This window comes from Pantoea sp. JZ2, from assembly GCF_035191405.1.
Lineage (GTDB): Bacteria > Pseudomonadota > Gammaproteobacteria > Enterobacterales > Enterobacteriaceae > Pantoea > Pantoea stewartii.
In genome coordinates, this window is the sequence record NZ_CP045249.1 from 17436 (window position 1) to 38487 (window position 21052).

The following is a 21052-nucleotide window of genomic DNA, read 5'->3' on the forward strand; positions in this document are numbered from 1 at the left end:
AAGCTTTTTCTTCCGCTTTTCAGGGTTGACATCAATTTTAGGGTTTTTCTGGCGCTCATATTTCCAGAAAATTAATTATTTCAATTTATTTGGTCTTGAAATGTCAGGTTCTGTAAGCATGGCGATCTGATATTATGAGTTAACTCAGACTAAACTTTTATTTTTTTGTTAATGTTTCATTATTGTTTAATTTTAATGAATATTTAATTGCAATGTGTTTTTTATTATTTTTCATTTTAATCATAAGGTTAGGTTTTTTTCGTTTGCTTGCTAATTTCTGAAAGTGATTTTTTTTAAAGTCTGTTAAAAATTAAATAGAAAAATAACAATATGTTCATAAAAATAGCGCTTCACCAAAAAAGGATAAAATAAAATGAACAGTTACGATGTTGTTCTTATCGGCGGGGGTATTGCCGGACTGATGTCTGCCTATAAGCTCTGTAATATTGGCCTATCTGTGGCGCTGGTTGAAAACAAACCTGTGTTCGCAGCAGGCCCGTCCACACGCAATGAAGGCTGGCTCCATAAGGGGACTTATCACGCGACCTCGATTAAAAACAGGCAGGAGGCTGTGCAGGTGGCTAAGCGATGTATTTATGGACACGAATACATACGTGAGTTTGCCCCGGAAGCCCTGGAGGATATTGACAAGCGGCCTCTCGCGTTATTAAAGGACGAATCACGAGTGGATGAGGTTATTTCCCGCTGGAATGAAGCCGGCGTGTCCTTTACCCCGCTGACGTTGTCAAAAGCGCGCAGCCTGGTTCCTGAAGCCGATTTTACTGAGACGAAAGCTATTTTTGCGGTCGACGACGTCAGCCTGAACACCCGCTTACTCTACAGAAAGCTGATCAGTGCTGCTCAGAAAGCAGGATGCGTATTCTATCTGGGGCATGAGATTACCGCGATTGAGGGCCAGACACTTCACCTCGAAAGTCTTTCGGGTGACAAAGCCACAATAGCTGGTCAGCGCATCGTTTACTCTTCCGGTACCGGGGCCAGGGATTTATTTACCAGACATCATGACCTCGCCATTCCTATCAGGTACTGGAAAAGTCATCTCATCATCACACCAAGGCTCTGTGCAGAAGGCGTTTTTTATCTGGACCCGCATCAGGCTGCGATGATGCATCACGGCGACCACAGCATTGTGGGTTTCAATGAAGACGCTTTACTGTCGCCATGTGCAGATTATGAGGTGATTCATGAAAGAGCTGAAAATATAAAAAGGGGCATCGCTTCAATATTTCCCGGCTGGGACAGTCGGAATTCTGTAAGTATAGCCTGCGTCAAAGTGGATCTGCAGACATCCCTGAACTGCAACCGTTCACTTAACGTTGCCATCGCAGAGCCGGTGCCAGGCCATATACTCGCCTTACCCGGAAAAATGACGGAAGCCCCGTTTTTAACTGACAAGCTGGTCGCCTATCTTCATGGCGCAATAGATAACGCTTCTGTTGCTATGCGTCCCTGTGATGAGTTTCGTGTGCTGGAGAAAATTGCGTGATGGACATTACTATTTTTAACCGTATGAGAAAAGACAGTGGATTTCTGACGCTCGACGAACTCGGTGGATTGTGTGAAGCCGGGAATATTATTTACGATCCCTTCTCGACACTTATATACAAGGACATAAAAATCGGGAAGGGAAACATTTTCTTCCCTAACGTAATTCTTGCTGGCAAAAACGGAAATACCCTTGAGATAGGAGATTCCAACACCTTCTACAGCAATACATCGATCGATGCCTCGGCCGGACCGGTTTTCATTGGGTCAGAAAACCAGTTTGGTGAAGGTGGCTTCACCGTTAAGGCTAACAGAACCGGTGCCGTTGTAAAAATAGGTAACCACGGCCGTTATCAGGGGGGCGCGTCAGTTTTTGGCGTCTCCGACCTTCAGTCCGGAAGTCAGATTCTGGGGCAGATTACCGTTGACAGCTGCACACTCGAAAGCGGCGGTGACTGGCATGAGCCTTCACCTGATGAAAGAGCCGGGCTGCTGAAGGGATATGGTACAGCCCGAAACCTTAACATACCCCGAGGCCGCGTCATCAACGGCGCCGGACGCTTTGAAGAGAGCGGAATTGAACTGCAGTCAGTTTATCACCCAGTGAAAAAGGCCTGACAGGCTGAAGGACCGATCGAACATGTGGATTTATTACGGTGTTTCAGCCGGCGTTATTCTGGGTTTTTATGATTTCTGGACAAAAAAGGCCATGTCAGGGAATGGTCTGTTTCAGGTAGTTTTCTACAGTTCTTTTTTTGGCGCTCTGCTGTGGCTGCCCGTATTTTTGCCTCAGGTACAGGCGTTGAGCCCGCAGCTGAAAATAGGTCCTGTTCGTTTTGCAGAACAGTGGCCTATTCTGGTAAAGAGTCTGATGATGACCCTGTCTTGGGTTTTCGCTTATTTCTCTGTAAGAGAGTTGCCGATGTCCTTTTCAGGTTCCGTCAGGGCCTCAGGGCCGTTATGGACGCTTGCGGGCGGCAGCGTGGTTTTCGGCGAGTTCCTGTCCCCCCTGCAGTTCACAGCGGTACTCGTTTCCGTGCTCTGTTATTACGGGTTATCACAGACAGGCAAAAAGGAAGGGATCAACACGCTACGCAGTCTCCCCGTGGCCATGATGCTTCTTGCAACCATACTTTCCTCATTAACAACCGTTTTTGACAAATATATCGTTCATAATCTCGATATATCGGCTTATACCATTCAGGCTTATTCTTCACTTTACCGGTTTATCTTCGCTGCAGCGTTTCTCTTTGCGTTTATCCGGCTTGGGCGGAGCAGCCTGCGTTGCATGTGGAGCCTGTACATTCCCCTGGTTGGTTTTTCATGGGTTATTGCGGAACTCATCTATTTTTTTGCAATCACAGACCCCGATGCTAATGTGACATATCTTTCGGTATTCAGGAGAATGAGCCTTGTGGTGGGTTTCATTCTGTCCGCATTATTCATCGGAGAGAAGAATTTCCGGAGAAAACTGGTTATCATCTCTCTTATAGTGATGTCTACCCTGTTACTGATAGTGAAAATTTGAAACTATGCAAAGAATCTTGTCACAGACAGGAGGAGCAATTTTTCCGGGTGCTGTAAGTGAATTTCCTGAGCGGGTATCAGTAATGGTAATTTTCTGAACTAAGCCAGCAAAGCCTTGTGAATCAGTAAAGGAGCAGCCGACAGGCTGCTCCTCTTTTTCATCAGTGACCGGTATCGCGGCGATCACGCCCTAATCCACCACCACCGATGTCGATGTGATTGTTACTGTCTTTTTTCACTTCCACAATGACATCATCGTGGCTGAAAGCTGACAGCTCAGCCGCGATCTTATCCAGATTATCTTTTTGTGACTCACCATATTTATTCAAGGACATACATACCTCCAATATTTAAAGTTGGTCAAACTGCCAGCAATGCCTGGCAGAAGAATTCTTGTATTGGGCCAGAATGAAAGTCAACTCATAAAGTTATGAAAAAAACTTATTTAACAGCGTAAACAAAGTGCGCAAGGATAAATTTCTTTTATCTTCAGTTGAATAGTATAAAAATGAAGTTTAAAAAAAATTTTCCTTTTATTATTAATAATAAAACCAATTTAACCTGAACAAAATTGATAGATATAAACTATTAAGTTGGGATAGCTATGTTTTTTTTCAGATGTAATTTAATAAGATAATCATGAGGTTATTGATTATTTTTTTTGAGAAAAGTTGAATCGTCTGGAAAAGGATATTGAAATTACCTGAATATGAGGTAATTATTTTTTATTCATGGCGGGGGGTGAAATATGCATGAAGATGATATCGTTATTAACAGAAATACGGTTATTAACGAAGAAGGTGATAAGGTTGAGCTCACGCTTAATGAGAGAAGAGTCAGTGTGACGGTCAGTGGTAAGCTGTATCAGCTTTTAAGGAAAATAACAGAACAGAACATAAACTTTAAAGACCTGCTTTCAACGGACAATGTGCAGCTTAAGGAAATTACTTCACTTTTGTACTTTAACGATATATTGATCTCCCGGAAGGACGATGAGTTACTAAAAGACGGCATTTTGTATAACCCTGCGCGAATGCAAAAGACGGCATTATCCATACCTGACACCATGCAGGATCAGTGGTGCTTTTTTGGTGCCCCGGCAGATTTTGCATTAGATCCCCCCAGATCGCCGGCGCATGGCCCCTACATTTACCGTAAATTAGGACGGAACCACGCTGAAATGAGGGATGTTGGCGACGTCGCTTACAGTACAACTGATAATATATACAGTTTCGGGGAGAAAATTCAGCATGTTGTCGCCAAAATCAGAGCGAAAAACAATAAAGCGATGATGTTCGGTGGCGATCACTCGCTGACTTATTTTTCAGTGGCAGAAACCGCGCGGTTTATCCCTGAACTCGTGCTGATACAACTGGATGCACATTCCGATATCAATACCAGCACGGATAAGTCAAACGCGCCTCTTTACCATGCAAATTTTGTTTCAAAACTCATTGCTGATAACGCAATCAGGTCAGTGATACAGATTGGTATCAGAGAGAAAAAAATCAGATATTCAATGGATTATCTTAAGTCTTCATCCATTACTCAGTTCAGTGCAGTGATGAGCACCGACGATAAAATAAGGCTTGCGTCGTTAATCGAGGGGAAAAATGTCTATATAAGTTTTGATGCAGACGTGATGGATCCTGATGTTTTTCCGCACGTCACGACGCCATTGGATGAGGGGATGAACGAGGAAAATATAACGGATGTTCTGAGCCTGATTAAGAATTCATGCCTTTCCGTCGTGGGTGCCGATATCATGGAATTCACCTGTGGTTTTGATAAGAAAGGAAATCCGTTTAACCATGAAATGACCTTGCTGGATAAAATAATTTCTCTCATTATCAGCTGATAAATCAGGAGGTAAAGATGTGTGTAAGCATGTTAACCGGTCACCTGACAGAATTTAATATCAATGAATTCTACCATCAGTCGGGAGTTCTGACGGATCCTGGCGCGCTGCTTGCCGATATAGAGCATATTATCCGTAAAAGAAGAAGTATTTCAGAAAGCCTGCTCAATGCCCGTGTCTTTATTAATAATGGCACCCGTGATGACTTTGGTTACAGTGTGTCAAATCATCCCCCTCGCGAAGACGAGAGCCTCAGTGAATGGCTTGCGCGAATAACCGGTGCCTCCAGCTTTTGTGCCGTTATTAACGGGCTTAACGGATGGTCCGACTCTCTGGCACAGAAGATTAACCGGGATTTTAATAAAGAATGGGTTGAGAAATACGGTATTCCGAGCCAGGGGATTGATGTTTACAGCTTTATGGGGCGATACAGCCTGACACCATTTGGTATTCACAAAGATCAGGAGCATACATTTCTTTACCACCTCGGCCCCGGAATCAAAAAAGCATGGGTGTGGGATCCGGCCATAAAAGACATTGCGCCGGTGGTGAAGTCTGACTCCTTTAATCTGAAGGAAACCCTCTCATGGGCGACGGAGGTCACTCTGCGCCCGGGGGATGCACTGTTTATTCCTCAGAACTGGTATCATGTTCTGGAAAATCCCGAATTTTCCGTCACGCTGGGTATTGCTCCTTATGAAATGAAAAGATCACAATTACTGACGTCTTTTTTGTCAGATTTCCTGGCTGTCCATAATACCGAGGATCCGTATATCACTCTGCCTCTGAGGGCCGAGGCTGACGTTAAGGATGTTATTACAGCCGTTATCCCTCCTGACTCTGGAAAAAACAGCCTTGATGGTATTGCATACAAAGGTCTGGCACGGCTATTAAACCGGCTTAAAAGTAACAGTTATTTCAAATATACTTCACCCGACCGAATGACCGGTAAAAGGACTTATCAATATCATGGTGACATCGTCTTCGGGGAAACGGAAGGCGGCTCAACGCGGATATACCTCCGTGGAAAAGATTTTTTAGTCAGAAATGAAGTGGCGGACAAGCTGTTTGATCTTAAAAATGAGATGGCCAGACCTGGCTTCAGCTATGAATTCCGTGATACTGACGCGGAAGGTGTTTTCAATAAGGTTATCACGCAACTGATCCGCACCGGAGTGCTGGTATGATTACCTTTCCTGTGAATGAGCTGACGGCTCTGCTGACAGACACTGAACCTTTTAAAAAGGACTACGTATTGTCAGAGGGAAATGCCTCCTTCTCGGAGGCTTTATTTAATTACTCACTTCACCATCTTTTTCGCGGGATCCGCCATCCTGAAAAAGACATCAAATTGCTCTGCTGTGGTGATGTCTACTATCCTGCCAGTGAGACGTGTACTGACGGAATACTGGGATTTTACACGATGGCCCTTATGCTGCTTCGTAAGCGGACCATCGTATTCAACCACCTCGAGAAAAGGATGCCGGAATACTTTTCTCTGTACACTTATCTGGCTGATAAAAAAGGGATCCTTTCACACTACAATATTTACTGGTCGCCCGCTGACAGCACCGGTGCCGGTGCCCACACTGATGACCATGATGTGGTCATCGTGCAGCTCGCGGGTAAGAAAAAATGGAGGTTTGAACACGAAGACATCACGCTAAAAGCAGGCGATATTCTCTTCGTCCGTAAAGGGACGCTTCATGACCCGGTAACGGAAGACGGGCACCAGTCGCTGCACCTGACGGTGGGCCTCGTTTACGGGGTGTCCTCTTTCCCTGCTTTCCCCGAACCCGCGTCTGCAGGAGATCACCCTGGCGATGTCTCAGCGGTGACATTTTTCCGGAGTATGGGCAATCTGCTCGGGGGGGCTGAACCGGCACTGCATACGGGGCAGGATGTTTTATTGGATGAGGAGGATTCTTACATCCGGTTCACTTACAGGGAAAATGTCCTTGAATTAACGAAAGAAGTCTTTCATCACATCTTTGAACGCCGGAGCCTCAGCAGTTTCTCTTCACGCCCCGGAGCTGACAGAAAAGACGTCATCAACCTCATTCTTTCTTTCTATAAAACAGGCATCCCCGTGGAAATAAAAGGAACAAGTTAATGCTTGATTACATGGTTGAGCAGTTCAGCAGGCTGCCTGTTGACTCCGGGTTACTCAGGAACGGCATGAAAGACTATATTGATGAACAGCTGCTCTGGTGTGAGGACAGCAATTTTTCATCAAACTTTCCTTTCCTTGAGACCGGCCTGCCTCAGGATTTTTTTCTTCAGAAAATCGTTTCCTGCGACGGTAATGACTACCTCACCGGACCACGATACAGAGGCGGCGATTTGAAGAAGCCGTTCATTGATCTGGTCGCCAGCTCTGCTCCTCTGACCCGGCGGGCAATGGCCTCAATACTGGACGTATGGCATCCCATGGGCGCACTTTCAGTCCGCCTTCTCCGGCCCGTGTCTGAGGATACGCGTGGTTGTGCCGATCAGTTTTTCTATGTCGGCGAAAGCATGCATGAAAGAAATGAAGCGGTTATCAGCGGCCAGACTGTCAGCATTGAGCGTGCCTGCCCACAGTCAGCTGAGTGGTGCCTTCAGGCTCTGGAACTTGCCTATGCAGGGACGTATTCCCGCTATCCTTTCCTTAAAGATAAGGTGTTTCCTGCAGATGAAGAAGACATTCGCGACGCCATTAAGGATGGAAGCCTGTTCATCATAGTTTATGAAGGGACGCATGCCGGTTTTATCATCTGTGAGAACGGACGCAGGGCGTTTATATCAGGACTGTGGATCACCGAAGAGATCGTCATTCCGCGCTTTCGCGGAAAGCACGTTGCGGGTTCTGCACAACAGGCCTTACTTTCTTTTCTCAGCACGCCCCGCACACCGGCATCGCTATGGGGAACCATTGAAAGCAGTAACCATCCTTCAATACGCGCCGCTGAGCGTGCCGGGAGAAAGCGGGTGATGGAGTATGCTTTTCTGGGTAGGGAAGATGTGCATGATTAAGAGCTTCCGGCAGCTTACGCTGTGTCTTTTCATACTGTTGTCCACACTCGGCTTCTGCCTTTATCTGGGTTTTTTTTCCTTTTATCTGGTTAAAATCAAAACCGACCCCCTTTTTATTTCAGTACTGATAGGTTCAACTGCGCTCTCAAGCCTGGCGTGGGGGCCTCTGGCCGGGCGGCTCATCGACAGGAGCCGTCACCGGTTCTTCTGGCTGATGACTGCGCAGGTGTGTTGTGGCTTTCTGGTTTTCGCTTTCGGAAACCAGTCGCATTTCAGTCTCGTAGTCACACCTGTACTGGTTATATCCCTTTCTCTCACCATAAATTTTGCGACGATTATCGTTAATCAGTATCTGCTGCCTGAACTTCACAGGGATTATGAAACGAGTGTGGCCGTGGCGTCATATATCAGCGGGATCGCCGTTTTCGTCACCGGACTGGTGCTTGCCGCCCTTTATGACCGCTATTCACCCTCCCTGTTTTTCAGTGTGGCCGCCGGCTGTTTCCTCCTTTCGGCCCTTACTCTTCTTCCCCTGATCCGCGGTAAGAGCTGCGCCGGTCCGGAGGAGGCTGTCCCTGATACGGAAAAAAAAGATTTCTCCGGTATCTATCGTCAGGCTTTCCGGTGCCTGAAACGAAACTGGTTTCTTGCGCTGGCTATGTGCATGATGGCGTTTACGGAGACGTCGTTTAATACCAATTTTGACGTGATTGCATTTTCATTAGGTACCACACCTTTCGCTGCTGTTTTTATTCTGGGCGCGATCAGCGGCGTTCTTGACAGCCTGGCTTCGTGGTTTTATCCCCGCTCGGTGGGGAAAACTACGGTTAACTTCCGGTGGCGTTTTTTTCTGTGCACCTTTTTAGTTATTTTTTCGGGAGCGGTCTTACTTACTTTCTGGGACTACGACAAAAAGCCGTGGTTTCTTCCCTCTCTTGCCCTCTGTCTTGAACTCACGGGAGTATGGTGGTCAATTTTTATTGCCGGTCAGGTCAGGGCTGCAAGTCATGAAGGTGAATATGGCCAGACCATGGCCGCATTCCGCGTTCCGCGTTCAGTGGTGACATTCTTCGGGATGACCACTATAGGTACAGCGTTGCAGTCCGGTGAAATTGCCTGGGTTTTATCTGCTGATACCGTCCTGCTTTTTCTTCTGCTTGCCCTTAATATTTATCTTTACTTGAAAAAAAATGCAGCCCGTTGCGAAATGGAGAATTCCGCTGCGCCGATGGATTAAAGCCGGGAAGGCCCTGCACCGGGATTACCGGGCCTTTACACTGTGCAGAGCCCGTCAACGGGCTGACAGAGAGAATTCATTGAGCACAGGAGTACTGATTCTTTTCTGCCGGGATTGGTGTTATCGGTGTGCAATATCACGGGCGGTTTTCGTATGTAAACGCTGGTTCCCTGCTCCCTTTCCGTCGACGACTAACGGGTTGTTATCGGTACCAAAGCTCACCGCTCAGTTCCTTATATTAAGGCTTCATCAAAATGGCGCGCCTGATGGGGAAGTCTTGGTTCATCCAGTCCCTTAAACTGAATGAATTCCTTTAGTTCATCTCTGTTAAACCCCGCAGATGCAAATTGAGTGAAATTCTGATCAACCAATGCAACCGAACTAGGACCTTTCATTTGGATGTCGGAATTTTTTCATAAAATGGTGTAATCTGCTTAAGTTTAATCTGTCTGTTAACATACGAAGGAATCGTTCAGAATGTCTGCTAGGCAAAATATCCCAGCGCAATTACGCTTGAAGGAAATACATATTCAGAGCCTAAAAGGTATTTCTGATTGTACTATAACATTTCCGGCTGATAAAAAAGTCACTGCCATCATGGGCATGAACGGCTCTGGGAAGTCGACGATCATCCATGCTCTTGCCTGCTGCTATAAACCGCATAACGCAACCTCTAAAGAAAACAACCGATTTTCTGATTTCTTTACTCCTCACGATGATAATAACTGGCGTGACAGTGGCTTTACAGCATCTTTTTTGGCAGGAACTCTTAGCAATCAGGGGAACAGGATTATGTTTGTTCCCACACTGCCACCTAATGACACATTTACCCAGCTATATTCTAAAGTTAGCCGCTGGCAGCCTGTATATGCACGTCGGCCCGTCAAGGAGTCCTTATATCTCGGGCTACAGACGCTCGGAACGTTATCAGATGACCTCGCTGCGTCCCGTCATGCGAAATATGCAAGCCAAGTGTTTGGCCCCGCACAGCTCAAACAAAAAATACTGGATTCAATGTGTCGTGTTCTGGAGGCCAATTACTCTGATTTGATGATCTGTACCACGCAGAAAGGATTCACTTTTTATAAGTTTACAAAAAATGGAATCTCCTATACTGAGCATACTATGGGGGCGGGAGAAAAGCGTGTATTTGAAGTGCTTAAAGCCGCGCATGATCCTTCCATTCTCCCAAATGGACTTCTTCTGATTGACGAGCTTGATGTCCTTCTCCATGAGAAGGCCTTTAAAAAACTTGTTAGTGAATTAATCGAAATAGCAGAGAATTCTCTTCTTGAAATCGTTTTTTCAACACATCGAGAATCCATCGTTCATTTTAAGAGAACGATCAATATTGTTAGTATTTTTAATATGGGCACAGGGATTCAAGCCTTTCCTGGAGTATCAGCTGATGCGCTGCGTCAGTTGACCGACATTCAGCCCGAAATGGTCAGTGTTTTTGTTGAAGATGAACTAGCACGGACGGCTATCAATGTGCTTCTGGAACGAGAGGCGTTGACTGATAAGGTCGATGTTCAAATTTTCGGTGCTTCGGAAAACTCTGCAGTTGTACTTGCAGGGCTTTTGCTTTCCGGCAAAGACCTTGGGAAGGTTATGTGCCTGCTAGACGGTGATGTGCATCGTACAGTACAGGAAAAACTGAAAATCATACAGAAGTGCCTGACAGGGACGGATAGTGTAAAAAAACAACAACGCCGTGATGTATTGGGCAGGATGTTTGAGTTTAGCCTTCAGGTGCTTACCCAAAAAGGATCGCCGGAATATAATCATAAATGCTGGTTCGAGTCGATTGATCCTGCATTAATTTCGGCGGAAGAGTCTGCTGAATACCTCAAGCTAAGGCAGTTTTCCATGTCAATTAACGGGCTTGTTGACTGGCATGATTACTATGACAGGCTCAATCATTTGGCGCGAAAAACTAACATAGAGCATACCGTCCTGAGCTATATCAGTAAATATTCCCCGGCTTGGGGTAACTATGTTTTAGCGTTTCGTCAGGAAATTATTGACCGGGCTGCCGAACTAGGATGAGGGTGTGCAGGTCACGGAGTTTGACAGGCTCTACACCCTTAAAGACAAAATACCCGGCACGCCGAGATAACCTGCCGGGTCATTCAGGATATTACCCTCAAGAGAGGGGCTTACTTCACCCAGTCTTCCAAAGTCAGGCCCGGTACCCGCTCAAACTCCCGTGTATTATTCGTCACCAGCAGGGCGCCGGCCGCAATGGCGTGCCCGGCAATCGCTGTGTCATTCGGCCCAATCGGCGTCCCGGCCAGACGCAGCGCGACCTTAATCTCAGTGGTGGCGTCCACCGCGGCACGGTCCCAGGGCAGGACGGCATCGAGCCTGGCGCAGAACTCCTCGACCAGCTGCACGTGACGCGGCGAGGCCTTCGGGCCGGTGGCGCCGAAGCGCATTTCAGAATAAGTAATGGCCGAGACCACGATGCGGTGGCTGCGCAACACCGCCTGCTCCAGGCGCTTCAGTACGGCTTCCGGTTGCTCGCGCATGATGAACGAGCAGATACAGGTGTCCAGCATATACGTTTTGTTCACAGGTCAAATCGTCCTTCGTCAGTGACAACGTCCTCTCGCTCTGCCATAAAGTCCGGATCGGCTTTTTCGAGCTCCAGAAATGAGCCCCAGGTCGGCCGGACGGGGCGCAGGATGATGCTGTCTCCTTCCCGGACGATCTCCAGCTCGCTCACCCCCTCAAAATCCAGATCGCGGGGAAGGCGGATGGCGCGATTATTGCCATTTTTGAAAATAGATACGGTTCTCATAATTAACTCCCGAATATTTGGGATATGCGCGGCATATCTGATGTGAGGTTTTTGCACCGGATGCGGGCATATGTCCAGTATAGGCAGATGTTGTACATATGTATATATATAACATATGCAGATGATGAGTATATGCGTATGCCACACCTATGCAGATGCCTGACATATGGATATGTAAAACCTATACACTGTTCTCTCTTTTTCCGCTGAGATCCGAAAAAAGGTGAAACCGGATCTTCGCCTCTTCGGTGGCGGTTTTCTGCGCAGCACACCACATGTTGTGGCTACCTTGGCTGCATCTGACACAACATAGGGGATGCGTCAGCGGAAACCCGACCGGAAAACCCCGCTTCCGCCCGCCCCGCCGCCGTGCTACCCTTCCGGTTACTGCCCGATAAGGAAAAAGTCGGATCCGGTGAAAACAAGCTTCCGGCAATTGCTGGGCGGGAATATACGCAGGCTAACAGATGATTACATGATGTTAAGCAGGGTAATGTTTTACAGGGTGATATTAAGAAACCTTAATATCACCATTAGTGAAGGCCAGCACAGTGATGATGCCGTTAGTGAGATTACCAGGTGGTGACAGTTCATCACAGTAAGGAGTAAGCATGGGCATGTTCGACACGGTGACGTTCCGCTAACGGATGCCGGACGGTGAGACCGGTCCGGACTACCAGACCATTGAGCTTGAAGGCGAGTGCGCCGGCTATCAGATCTCCGCTGACGGGCGTCTGCTCAAATGGCAGACGGACGTGGGAGGATTTGCGGACACCGGGTTTGACGGCGCGTTTACCCTCACCGGCCGTGCGGGTTACCGGCTGTACTTTGAGCGGGGGACCCTGACATGGATAGAAGTGTACTCGCAGGACGACAGGCGCTGGCCGTTTGAGCCGGCCCGTTACATGACAGAACCGGGCTGACGGAGCCGGAGATGCCGATCTAGAGCTAGTACCTGCAGACGGTGCATCAAGGATTTGTGACGCAGGCCCTTAAGCTGGCCACCGCGTACCGGGTGTGAAGGAAGAATAAGGAAAATACATGAAGCCGTTTGAATCTGATGAGGGTACGTTCGTGATCACTGGTGAAGAACAGTATGTCGGTAAGCACTGGGCTTGTGAACCGCTTCGGCCGGCACATGCATGGGAGTCTGTGCGATGAGCGGCGACGTGTCATCCTGGGTACCTGTGGTCACGGCGCTTGCAGGTATGGGCGGTGCACTCGGCAGTCAGTGGCTCACGCACCTGTTTACGGTGAAACGCGAAAAAGCGGCTGCAAAGCTAAAGTTAGCATCAGAAAGAGTGTTTATTGGTAGCCAGCTAATCATAATGCTCGCGAGTTACCGGGAGATTTGCCATGCATATTCTAAATCACCGGTCAAAGACGAGCATATCCGCAGCCGTCCGGATGTGCCCGATTTCAGCGTTGTGAAAGGCGACTGGACCGTATTAAGTGGGCTGCTTCAGCTAAGAATTCACAAACTCGCATTCACCCGGCGGCTGAACGAGGCAGAACTGAGCGAGGTGTTTGAACATCTAGGGCCTGACGAATTTGATGACAGTGCCTCTCATTTATATAAGGAGGTGGTCAGTGAGTGTGACCGTATCATTGAGGAACTCAGGACTCTCTGCGATCTTCCTTCGCCCTGGGCTCTTGATGAATGAATTGTTTGCCGACAGGAAAAGGTATGACACAGCTAGTTAACTTTGATTCGCCGCCAGCGCAACTGCCGGTAGCTATCGATTACCCGGCGGCGCTGGCGCTGCGACAGATGGCTGCGCTGATTGACGACTTACCCAAATACCTGCTGGCGCCGGAGGTCAGCGCCCTTCTGCACTATGTGCCGGACCTACACCGGAAGATGCTGCTGACAACCATGTGGAACACAGGCGCGCGCATCAACGAGGCGCTGGCCCTGACGCGGGCCGACTTCACCCTGACGCCGCCTCATCCGTTTGTGCAGCTGGCCACGCTCAAGCAGCGCGGTGAGAAAGCCACCCGCGGCCCCGGTCGCGCGCCGTCCGGCGTGGTGCCGCACCGGCTGGTTCCGCTGTCCGATCCGCAGTACATCGCCCAGCTGGAGATGATGGTGGCCACGCTTCGCATTCCGGTTGAGCGGCGCAATCCCGAGACCGGCCGTACGGAAAAGGTGCGACTGTGGACGGTAACCGACCGCACCGTCAGAACCTGGATCAACGAAGCAGTAGCGGCCGCTGCAGCCGACGGTGTGACGTTCTCGGTCCCGGTGACGCCGCACACCTTCCGGCACAGCTACGCCATGCACATGCTTTACGCGGGTATTCCGCTGAAGGCGCTGCAGAGCCTGATGGGCCACAAGAGCCTGAAGTCAACGGAGGTGTACACGAAGGTGTTTGCGCTGGACGTGGCGGCACGTCACCGGGTGCAGTTTCACATGCCCGGAACCGACGCAGTGGCTATTCTTAAAAAAACCTGACAGCCAATACCCCGCGTCTCAGGATGTGCTTCTCTGCGCGGTAGTTTCGGTACGCTGTGCAGAAAAGGCTGCCGAGTAAAATTCTAATCCAGTGAAAGTCGTCCCGCACGGGATTCACTGGAAGTGACCGGACGGCGCAGTTGCAGAACAACGTCCCGGGGGAAAATGTCACGCACCGTCCGGCTCAACATGAAATACCACGGCCGGCGTAAAAAGTCACCGGATGCCGGTGAAGCACAGAAATGGTGTACTGTTGCTGCCGTGTACTTACATCGTTTTAACCGGGGGCCTGCAAAAGACGAGGCGTACTGCTGTGTATTACTTTCAGCGGAGTAATTCCAGCCCCCATTGCTGACAGCAGGCACTGATATCACGGGATGACTTCAGCATCACTTTGGGAAGAGTGCTGTTGCAGAAAAGCTCTCTGTGACGGAGCTGGTTTTTAGGCGCAGTCAGCGTGATGTATTTGAGCATTTCCCAGGTCACGCTGTCCTTTCCAGTATAAAGACCACCGATTCTGGGACTCGACGAATAGCACCGCTTTATATATCGCAGCAGTGCCAGAGGCATCGAAACATCCAGCAGTATCAGCCCGGTGGCACGCGCAAGTCGCTGTTGTAAGCACTTCGTGTAATTACCATCCATCACCCATTTTTCCGTGTTCACGGCTTCGGCATGTAATCGATGAAAATCTTCTGATTTTCTGGGGATCCATTTTGTACCCGGCTGGTGATGGAGCTGGTCCAGATGGATTAAAGGCAGAGATGTTTTGGCTGCTATCGCGCTGGCCAGCGTGGATTTACCGCTGTTGGAGGGGCCCAAAATACAGATGCGATGGCCGAGTTCTTCCAGTGACACTGATATATCCATAAATCACCCCGATCACTCGTGTCCCATGTAAACCCGGCTATCTTAACATATCTATCTTATCTGCCCTCTCCTGAGACACTGGCAAACGGGGCCTGAGCGGCTGAGGCTGACCGGAAACGTCAGGGATGAATTGTGGTTTATAAGCTGAGTAAAGAAAGCGTATTTACCCCTAAATAAAGGCTGCAGTTATCCTGCCCGGAGGCCCAGCCTGCAAAATGTCATAGTACTGTCGTGAATGGTGCCAGGGGGGAAGATTCAGGAGGTATACTTAAAAGGGCCTGTTGGTTTTTACAGGCCAATAATAGCAGTTAGCGGCTTAAATTGGCTATATATTTATTGGCTATTCTAATTGGCTGATTTTGTAATTAACCATAATTATACTGTGGTTATTTGGCCAGCTACTGAGGTTGTTAGTCTGGAAATAATAACTTCAGGTTAAGAGTGCATTGCAATTTATGTTTGCATTAATTGATAGTGAGCAATTTAATCTTGCACAAGAAAAATGCATCTAAAACGATTCAAACTTACCCCTTAGGTTCATTCGAAATTTTAGTGCTTCGTCTAATGCTACGTCCAAAGTTTGACTTTGATTAAAGGGTTGACGTATCCGTCAAAGCTTCGTACTATGAATCTACTACTCAACCCTGAACGCAGAGATTAAGTTCTCTGGCCGTTAGGGTGAAAAAACCGGCCTTGAGCCGGTTTTTTCGTTTCTGAAGGACGAGAATTCGTGCGAACAGCTTATTTCGTTGACGGGTATAATCTTTTTTACGGGTTGCTAGCAGGGACGCCTCATAAATGGCTTAATCTACCTGCCTTGTTGGCTTACATCACAAATATCCAAAACCCTGAGTCGTTCACCGATCAGGTCAACTATTTCACTTCACCAGTCCTACCCGCTCTAGCAACCAGGGGCGTTGCATCCAAAGAAGCTCAAGATACATACATTCGAGCTCTCAAAGCTAATGGAGTAGCTGTCCATTTAGGGAGACACCGCCTCGAGCATGGAAGAGCACCATCGTATACTCCAGGCGAACCACCTTCACGGCTAAACAAAGTAGACATTTGGGATTTAGAAGAGAAAGAAACAGATGTAAGTATAGCAATTGCTATGTATCGTCTTCTCTCCCTTCAGCATAGAAACAACATTGATCAAGCGGTTCAGCAGATCGTTCTGGTTTCAGCTGACACTGATATGACGCCAGCCCTAAAAGCTATAAAGGATGATTTTCCAGAAGTCACTGTCGGCATAATCTTACCCCACAGAGAAGGAATTGATCGCGGAGTTCCGGGGTCACTCAAAAATTACAGCCACTGGATAAGACGTAACGTAAAGACTGAAGAACTTCAGTCTCATCAGTTTCCACCTCGCGTTCCTACTAACAAAAAACCTGCTGATAAACCTAACTATTGGTAGTTTCACCTATCTTAGTAACTAACTGGTTTCGCTCGTTTAATTACTTATGTGCACGGGGACTATCAGTCCCCGTGCACCCCCCTTCCCCTCTATCATACTGAAAGTAACCATATCAAAGTGATATTGTTTTAATATTAAAATGATGTTTTTATGATGTGATTTCGATTGTTTTTGTATCTGCAATAGTCTAACATTGCTACATCATTTGCATATCTTAATGATATTATTTTAATATTAAAATGGAGTTGTAAGGATATGATTTTAACTATTGCTAATACAAAGGGTGGTGTCGGTAAATCTACTCTTGCTGTCAACCTTGCAGTTGCCCGGGCCATGCAGGGCAAGAAAGTCTGGCTGGTAGACGGTGACAAACAGGGGTCTTCGCAAACTGCTATTTTGATTCGTTCAGAAGCAGATATTCAGCCCGGAATTGCCTGTTCACACTATCCTGATGGGCCTGTATTGAGGACGCAGGTTTTACAGCAAAAAGATAATTACGATGATGTGATCATTGAATGTGGTGGCCGCGATTCTACTGCAATGAGGGCTGCGCTGACACTCACTGACTATCTGCTTGTTCCTTTCGTCCCTGGAAGCTTTGAAGCATGGGCGATGGAGGATGTCGTAAACATGCTCAGGGATGCCAGAAGTATTCGTGATGATTTTCCGGCATTTTCAATTCTCAACAGAGCCGATGTTAATCCGCGTACCAAAGACAATCAGGAAATGCATGAAGCCATGTCTGAATATGCTGCTGACCTTCCTGTGCTTGAGCACATTCTCTTTACAAGGAAAGCCTTTGCAAATGCTGCAGGAAGTGGCCGCTCAGTTGTTGAGATGAAACTGAAGCCCCATGAACGGCCAGCTAAAGCAGAACTGGAAAAACTTATTTCAATCGTATTTCCAGATTGATATGATGTTGTTTTAATATTAAATAGATATTGAAAGGACATCTATGGCGATTACACCTAAACCTAAAGCGCCTGGCGGGACTTCAGCGGAACAGGCTCAGATTGATGAATTTATCAACAAAGCGCCAGATGGCAACAAATCTGAAAAGCGGGGCGTCAAAAAAGGCCAGCGTGAACAAATTACCGTAACCTTCGACAGTGCGATACTTACCCAGCTCGATGAGTTGGCTTTACACGAAGGGTTGTCACGTGCTGCCCTGATACGAATGGCTGTTCGTCAGTTACTTGATAAGGGCGCTCAGGTAGGTGGTTAGTCACACTGAATTAAATCTGTTTAATTGTGAAGTGATAATATTTTAATATTAAATTAATATCCTTTTGGATGGAATTGGTTACAGTGTTTTTTCAGGCTAATCGTTCGATTTGTATCTGGCCTGTGTACCAGAAAGATCTGCGCTCCTCTCATTTTAATATTAATATGGTTTTTTTTAATATTAAAATAATATTTATTTGATTGTAGATTGCAGTACTGGATGACTGATTAAGATTAAGGGTGATGTTAATCTGAAGCGAATCACGTTGAGGATCTTATGAATAGAATTTTATTGCTGATCTCAGGATTCATGGGGTTTAGAAAACTCACCGGCAAAGACAGGAAAAGTGCAGGGGAGTGGGGCTTCCTGATCAGTATGCTGTTTATCGTTCCGCTGCTGTTCTGGGAGCACCCCGGTGTCATCGTCTCTGTCGTTCTGCAGTTGCTGTGGGCGGCTGTGGGGACACGCTCCGCTTTTCTGGCCAGCGAAACGTGGAAAAAAAACAAACAAAAACCCTGAATCTCTCAGTAACCGATTTGCAAAAATAAGCGCTTAACGTCACCGCATACTTAAACGTAACCATTAAGGCAGGTACCATGGGCAGCTTCAGCGATATCCGGCCGGTTAATATCACCCACGAAGAGTTTGACCGCAGCCACAACGGCCAGTATTTCCAGACCAAAGACCTGGATATGGAATACGGCATGGCCGAATACAGTATCTTTAACGCGCAGCTTTACAGAAATGTCAGTGATGCCGGGGCAGGGGAGGCGGCGGCAGTGCCTGTGCCGCATACGGGCACAGTTGATATCTACACGTCAGTTAAAGAGTGCAATCAAAAACTGATTTACTGGGTGGAATACCGGCTCGGGTTTGAAGCAGGCAAATTGATGAACGTCGAACTGACGGACAAGACGCTGCAGGAAGACCTGCGCGACCTGTCTAAATTGCGCCCGGCCAAACCGGCCAACCGGGTGGAAGTCACGATCAGCGTGAACGGGCTGAGCGGTGAAAGACAACGGGCATTTGCGGCCTCGCTGACGGACGATAAGCTGTCACGCATCCGCGAGATCCTCGGCGAGCCTACGGCATCCATTTTCTTTCCCGCTGCACCCGTAGTGAAGGGGAATAATGATCCGTTTTTACGCTTCCCGTCAGTCATGACAGTGGCCTCTGTGGTTCAGGGCATGGAAGACTTACGCGGCGCAACTGACGAAAATCTTCATGTCGTCTCTCCCACAGGCGACAGGATTGTGTTGATTGATGAGCTGCATTCAAAATACGAAGCCCACCGGTTCAGTCCGGATGACAGACAGGCTGAATGACATTCGCACTGTCACCCGTTGAGGGCGCTGGTTCAGATTACCCGGGCAACCGGTATATCGCTCCAGCGCGTGGTCCACGCCGGTGACAGCATGTCCCGCTTCATCTTCCACTCGGTATCAATTCCCTGACCCGCAAACCATACCCGCCCCAGACCTGACTGGTTGATGCCGTCCAGCACCTGCATCAGCTGCGCGCTGTTTGCCCGCGGCCGGTTGTCGTCAAACAGGTTAAGCTGGCTGACGCCATGAGGCGTGAAGTCATCAAGCATGACGCCGGCCTTCATGTACCGGTGGCCATCCAGCCAGATGCGGTCCAGCGCGCGCATGGCCACGCCGATGATGTCCCGCGTGTCCTGGGTGGGCAGGGTAAGTTTTTCCCCGGCCGTGTTGCCGTAGAACGTCTCGCCGACCGCATGGGGCGAGGTCCGGACAAACACGCTGATGTGCCGGCAGTACTGGCGTTCGCCCCGCAGCTTCTCCGCGGCGCGCGTGGCGTACTGGCAAAGTGCCTGCTGCATGGCCACTTTGGTGGTAATGCGTGAACCGAAACTGCGGCTGCAGACAATCTGCTGCTTTGCCGGCGGCATCTCCTCAAGCGGTATGCACGCCTCACCGTTCAGCTCGCGCACCGTCCTTTCCAGCACCACCGAAAAGTTCTTCCGGATGAAGGCGGGGTGCGTGCGTGCCAGCTCGAGCGCGTTAGTGATGCCGAGCAGGTTCAGCTTTTTGCCGATGCGCCGGCCTACCCCCCAGATTTCCTCGACCGGCTGGCGCATCAGCAGCGCCTCGGTCCGCTTAGGGTTTCCGGGCGTCAGCGCCAGTACGCCTCTGAACTGTGGCCACTCTTTCGAGGCCCACTGCGCTGATTTGGCCAGCGTTTTGGTCGGGCCGATGCCGGCGCCAATCGTCAGTCCGGTTCTGGCCAGAACGTGGGCACGCAGCCGGTGCCCAAAGTGCTCAAAGTCTTCGCAACCATCAATGCCGGTCAGGTCGAGGAAACATTCATCGATTGAGTACTGTTCTGCGCGGGGGACCATTTCCTCAAGAGTTGACATGGTCCTGACCGATAACGAATGATAAAGGGCGTAGTTTGAGCTGAAAATATGCACCTTTTCGGGGAAATCCAGCGCTTTTAACTGAAACCACGGCACCCCCATTTTTATGCCCAGGGCGCGGGCAGCTTTGCTACGGGCAATGACGCAGCCATCGTTGTTCGAAAGGACCACAACGGGTTTTCCCCGCAAGTCAGGCCGGAAAAGGGCCTCACAGGACGCATAAAAGCTGTTGACGTCAGCCAGACCAAACATCGGCATGGTTACCTCCGGCGCGCCTCGGTATTGTGGAAGAACCAGGTGACCACGCCCAGCAGGTGCAGCTCCTCCGGATAAATCACCGGATAGGCCGGATTCATGGGCCGCAGGGCAATCTGTGGGTGCAGCTGCAGGCGCTTGACGGTGAATTCCCCGCCGACCTCCGCAATGACGATGTCACCGTGCGTGGCTGTTTTCGCGCGGTCGACGACCATCACGTCGCCGTCGTACAGGCCCAGGTCTTCCATGCTGCTGCCGCTGGCGCGCACGAAAAACGTGGCGGCCCGGTGGGTGATGCAGAGTTCGTTCAGGTCCAGTTCGCTTTCGACATAGTCGGTGGCAGGGGAGGGGAAGCCGGCGGCGCAGCGCTCCACAAACAGCGGGATGCGCATCACGGGACGGATATCGGCAGGCCTGAATAGCGTCAGTCCGCCCTGAGAAGATGTCGCTTTCATGGTACCGCTCTCCGGACTGCATGGCCTGAAGCGGGTGCGGCAGTGAATG

The 21052-nt window shown here is 48.8% G+C and carries 22 protein-coding genes and 1 pseudogene; 17 read left to right on the forward strand and 6 right to left on the reverse strand.

Annotation, left to right across the window (positions count from 1 at the left end; all coding sequences use genetic code 11):
* Window positions 1–373: 373 nt before the first annotated feature.
* The 3 genes from GC087_RS23875 to GC087_RS23885 are packed head-to-tail and all read left to right on the forward strand — an operon-like array spanning window position 374 to window position 3034.
* On the forward strand, window positions 374–1507 hold the full coding sequence (locus tag GC087_RS23875) for an NAD(P)/FAD-dependent oxidoreductase (protein ID WP_205954700.1): 1134 nt from the start codon (window positions 374–376) through the stop codon (window positions 1505–1507).
* Window positions 1507–2124, forward strand: coding sequence for a hypothetical protein (locus GC087_RS23880; RefSeq protein WP_226374881.1), 618 nt, complete (start codon window positions 1507–1509; stop codon window positions 2122–2124). Before GC087_RS23875 ends, GC087_RS23880 begins: the two co-directional genes overlap by 1 nt.
* Before the next feature lie 22 nt (window positions 2125–2146).
* On the forward strand, window positions 2147–3034 hold the full coding sequence (locus tag GC087_RS23885) for an EamA family transporter (protein WP_205954698.1): 888 nt from the start codon (window positions 2147–2149) through the stop codon (window positions 3032–3034).
* 160 nt (window positions 3035–3194) lie between these two features.
* On the opposite strand, the gene GC087_RS23890 is transcribed toward GC087_RS23885, so the two are convergent.
* Complete coding sequence (locus GC087_RS23890) at window positions 3195–3368, reverse strand: hypothetical protein (protein ID WP_155683843.1); 174 nt, start codon at window positions 3366–3368, stop codon at window positions 3195–3197.
* A 413-nt stretch (window positions 3369–3781) separates the two neighbouring features.
* On the opposite strand from GC087_RS23890, the gene GC087_RS23895 reads away from it, so the two are divergent.
* The 6 genes from GC087_RS23895 to GC087_RS23920 all read left to right on the forward strand — a co-directional run bounded on the left by GC087_RS23895 (window position 3782) and on the right by GC087_RS23920 (window position 11192).
* Entirely contained in the window at window positions 3782–4891 is a 1110-nt protein-coding gene (locus tag GC087_RS23895; protein ID WP_324030772.1) for an arginase family protein, read from the forward strand.
* Window positions 4892–4908: 17 nt separating this feature from the next.
* On the forward strand, window positions 4909–6078 hold the full coding sequence (locus tag GC087_RS23900; protein ID WP_205954696.1) for a JmjC domain-containing protein: 1170 nt from the start codon (window positions 4909–4911) through the stop codon (window positions 6076–6078).
* Window positions 6075–7004: a JmjC domain-containing protein gene (locus GC087_RS23905; RefSeq protein ID WP_205954695.1), complete on the forward strand. Its 930-nt coding sequence runs from the start codon at window positions 6075–6077 to the stop codon at window positions 7002–7004. The genes GC087_RS23900 and GC087_RS23905 overlap by 4 nt, the downstream gene beginning before the upstream one ends.
* Window positions 7004–7906 (forward strand): GNAT family N-acetyltransferase, encoded by a 903-nt coding sequence (locus GC087_RS23910; protein ID WP_205954694.1) that lies wholly within the window; start codon window positions 7004–7006, stop codon window positions 7904–7906. The genes GC087_RS23905 and GC087_RS23910 overlap by 1 nt, the downstream gene beginning before the upstream one ends.
* Window positions 7899–9143: an MFS transporter gene (locus GC087_RS23915; protein ID WP_205954693.1), complete on the forward strand. Its 1245-nt coding sequence runs from the start codon at window positions 7899–7901 to the stop codon at window positions 9141–9143. The genes GC087_RS23910 and GC087_RS23915 overlap by 8 nt, the downstream gene beginning before the upstream one ends.
* A gap of 477 nt (window positions 9144–9620) precedes the next feature.
* A complete protein-coding gene (locus tag GC087_RS23920) occupies window positions 9621–11192 on the forward strand; it encodes an AAA family ATPase (RefSeq protein ID WP_205954692.1) in 1572 nt (523 codons plus the stop codon).
* Window positions 11193–11302: 110 nt separating this feature from the next.
* Here the strand turns inward: GC087_RS23920 and GC087_RS23925 are convergent, their stop codons facing one another.
* Together GC087_RS23925 and vapB are read right to left on the reverse strand one after the other, a co-directional pair.
* Entirely contained in the window at window positions 11303–11719 is a 417-nt protein-coding gene (locus GC087_RS23925; RefSeq protein WP_205954691.1) for a type II toxin-antitoxin system VapC family toxin, read from the reverse strand.
* Entirely contained in the window at window positions 11716–11946 is a 231-nt protein-coding gene (gene vapB, locus GC087_RS23930) for a type II toxin-antitoxin system VapB family antitoxin (RefSeq protein WP_172912747.1), read from the reverse strand. The genes GC087_RS23925 and vapB overlap by 4 nt, the downstream gene beginning before the upstream one ends.
* Before the next feature lie 812 nt (window positions 11947–12758).
* Here vapB and GC087_RS25890 point away from each other — a divergent pair.
* From GC087_RS25890 to GC087_RS23945, 3 genes and pseudogenes are all read left to right on the forward strand, one after another.
* A pseudogene (locus GC087_RS25890) lies at window positions 12759–12869 on the forward strand (hypothetical protein); the annotation flags it as partial.
* Between the two features lie 285 nt (window positions 12870–13154).
* A complete protein-coding gene (locus GC087_RS23940) occupies window positions 13155–13610 on the forward strand; it encodes a hypothetical protein (protein ID WP_324030773.1) in 456 nt (151 codons plus the stop codon).
* A 23-nt stretch (window positions 13611–13633) separates the two neighbouring features.
* On the forward strand, window positions 13634–14401 hold the full coding sequence (locus GC087_RS23945; RefSeq protein WP_205954689.1) for a site-specific integrase: 768 nt from the start codon (window positions 13634–13636) through the stop codon (window positions 14399–14401).
* A 324-nt stretch (window positions 14402–14725) separates the two neighbouring features.
* On the opposite strand, the gene GC087_RS23950 is transcribed toward GC087_RS23945, so the two are convergent.
* Entirely contained in the window at window positions 14726–15271 is a 546-nt protein-coding gene (locus GC087_RS23950) for a P-loop NTPase family protein (RefSeq protein ID WP_205949911.1), read from the reverse strand.
* A 730-nt stretch (window positions 15272–16001) separates the two neighbouring features.
* Between GC087_RS23950 and GC087_RS23955 the strand changes: the two genes are divergently transcribed.
* The 5 genes from GC087_RS23955 to GC087_RS23975 all read left to right on the forward strand — a co-directional run bounded on the left by GC087_RS23955 (window position 16002) and on the right by GC087_RS23975 (window position 19238).
* Window positions 16002–16688 (forward strand): NYN domain-containing protein, encoded by a 687-nt coding sequence (locus tag GC087_RS23955; RefSeq protein ID WP_109707139.1) that lies wholly within the window; start codon window positions 16002–16004, stop codon window positions 16686–16688.
* 255 nt (window positions 16689–16943) lie between these two features.
* A complete protein-coding gene (locus tag GC087_RS23960) occupies window positions 16944–17600 on the forward strand; it encodes an AAA family ATPase (protein ID WP_028722244.1) in 657 nt (218 codons plus the stop codon).
* A gap of 43 nt (window positions 17601–17643) precedes the next feature.
* On the forward strand, window positions 17644–17913 hold the full coding sequence (locus tag GC087_RS23965) for a ribbon-helix-helix domain-containing protein (protein WP_205954688.1): 270 nt from the start codon (window positions 17644–17646) through the stop codon (window positions 17911–17913).
* Between the two features lie 276 nt (window positions 17914–18189).
* Window positions 18190–18432, forward strand: a complete 243-nt coding sequence (locus tag GC087_RS23970; protein WP_205954687.1) for a hypothetical protein — start codon at window positions 18190–18192, stop codon at window positions 18430–18432.
* A gap of 77 nt (window positions 18433–18509) precedes the next feature.
* A complete protein-coding gene (locus tag GC087_RS23975) occupies window positions 18510–19238 on the forward strand; it encodes a hypothetical protein (protein WP_205954686.1) in 729 nt (242 codons plus the stop codon).
* Window positions 19239–19270: 32 nt separating this feature from the next.
* Here the strand turns inward: GC087_RS23975 and umuC are convergent, their stop codons facing one another.
* Window positions 19271–20545, reverse strand: a complete 1275-nt coding sequence (gene umuC, locus GC087_RS23980; RefSeq protein WP_205957594.1) for a translesion error-prone DNA polymerase V subunit UmuC — start codon at window positions 20543–20545, stop codon at window positions 19271–19273.
* An 8-nt stretch (window positions 20546–20553) separates the two neighbouring features.
* A complete protein-coding gene (gene umuD / locus GC087_RS23985) occupies window positions 20554–21003 on the reverse strand; it encodes a translesion error-prone DNA polymerase V autoproteolytic subunit (RefSeq protein WP_205954685.1) in 450 nt (149 codons plus the stop codon).
* Between the last annotated feature and the right edge of the window lie 49 nt (window positions 21004–21052).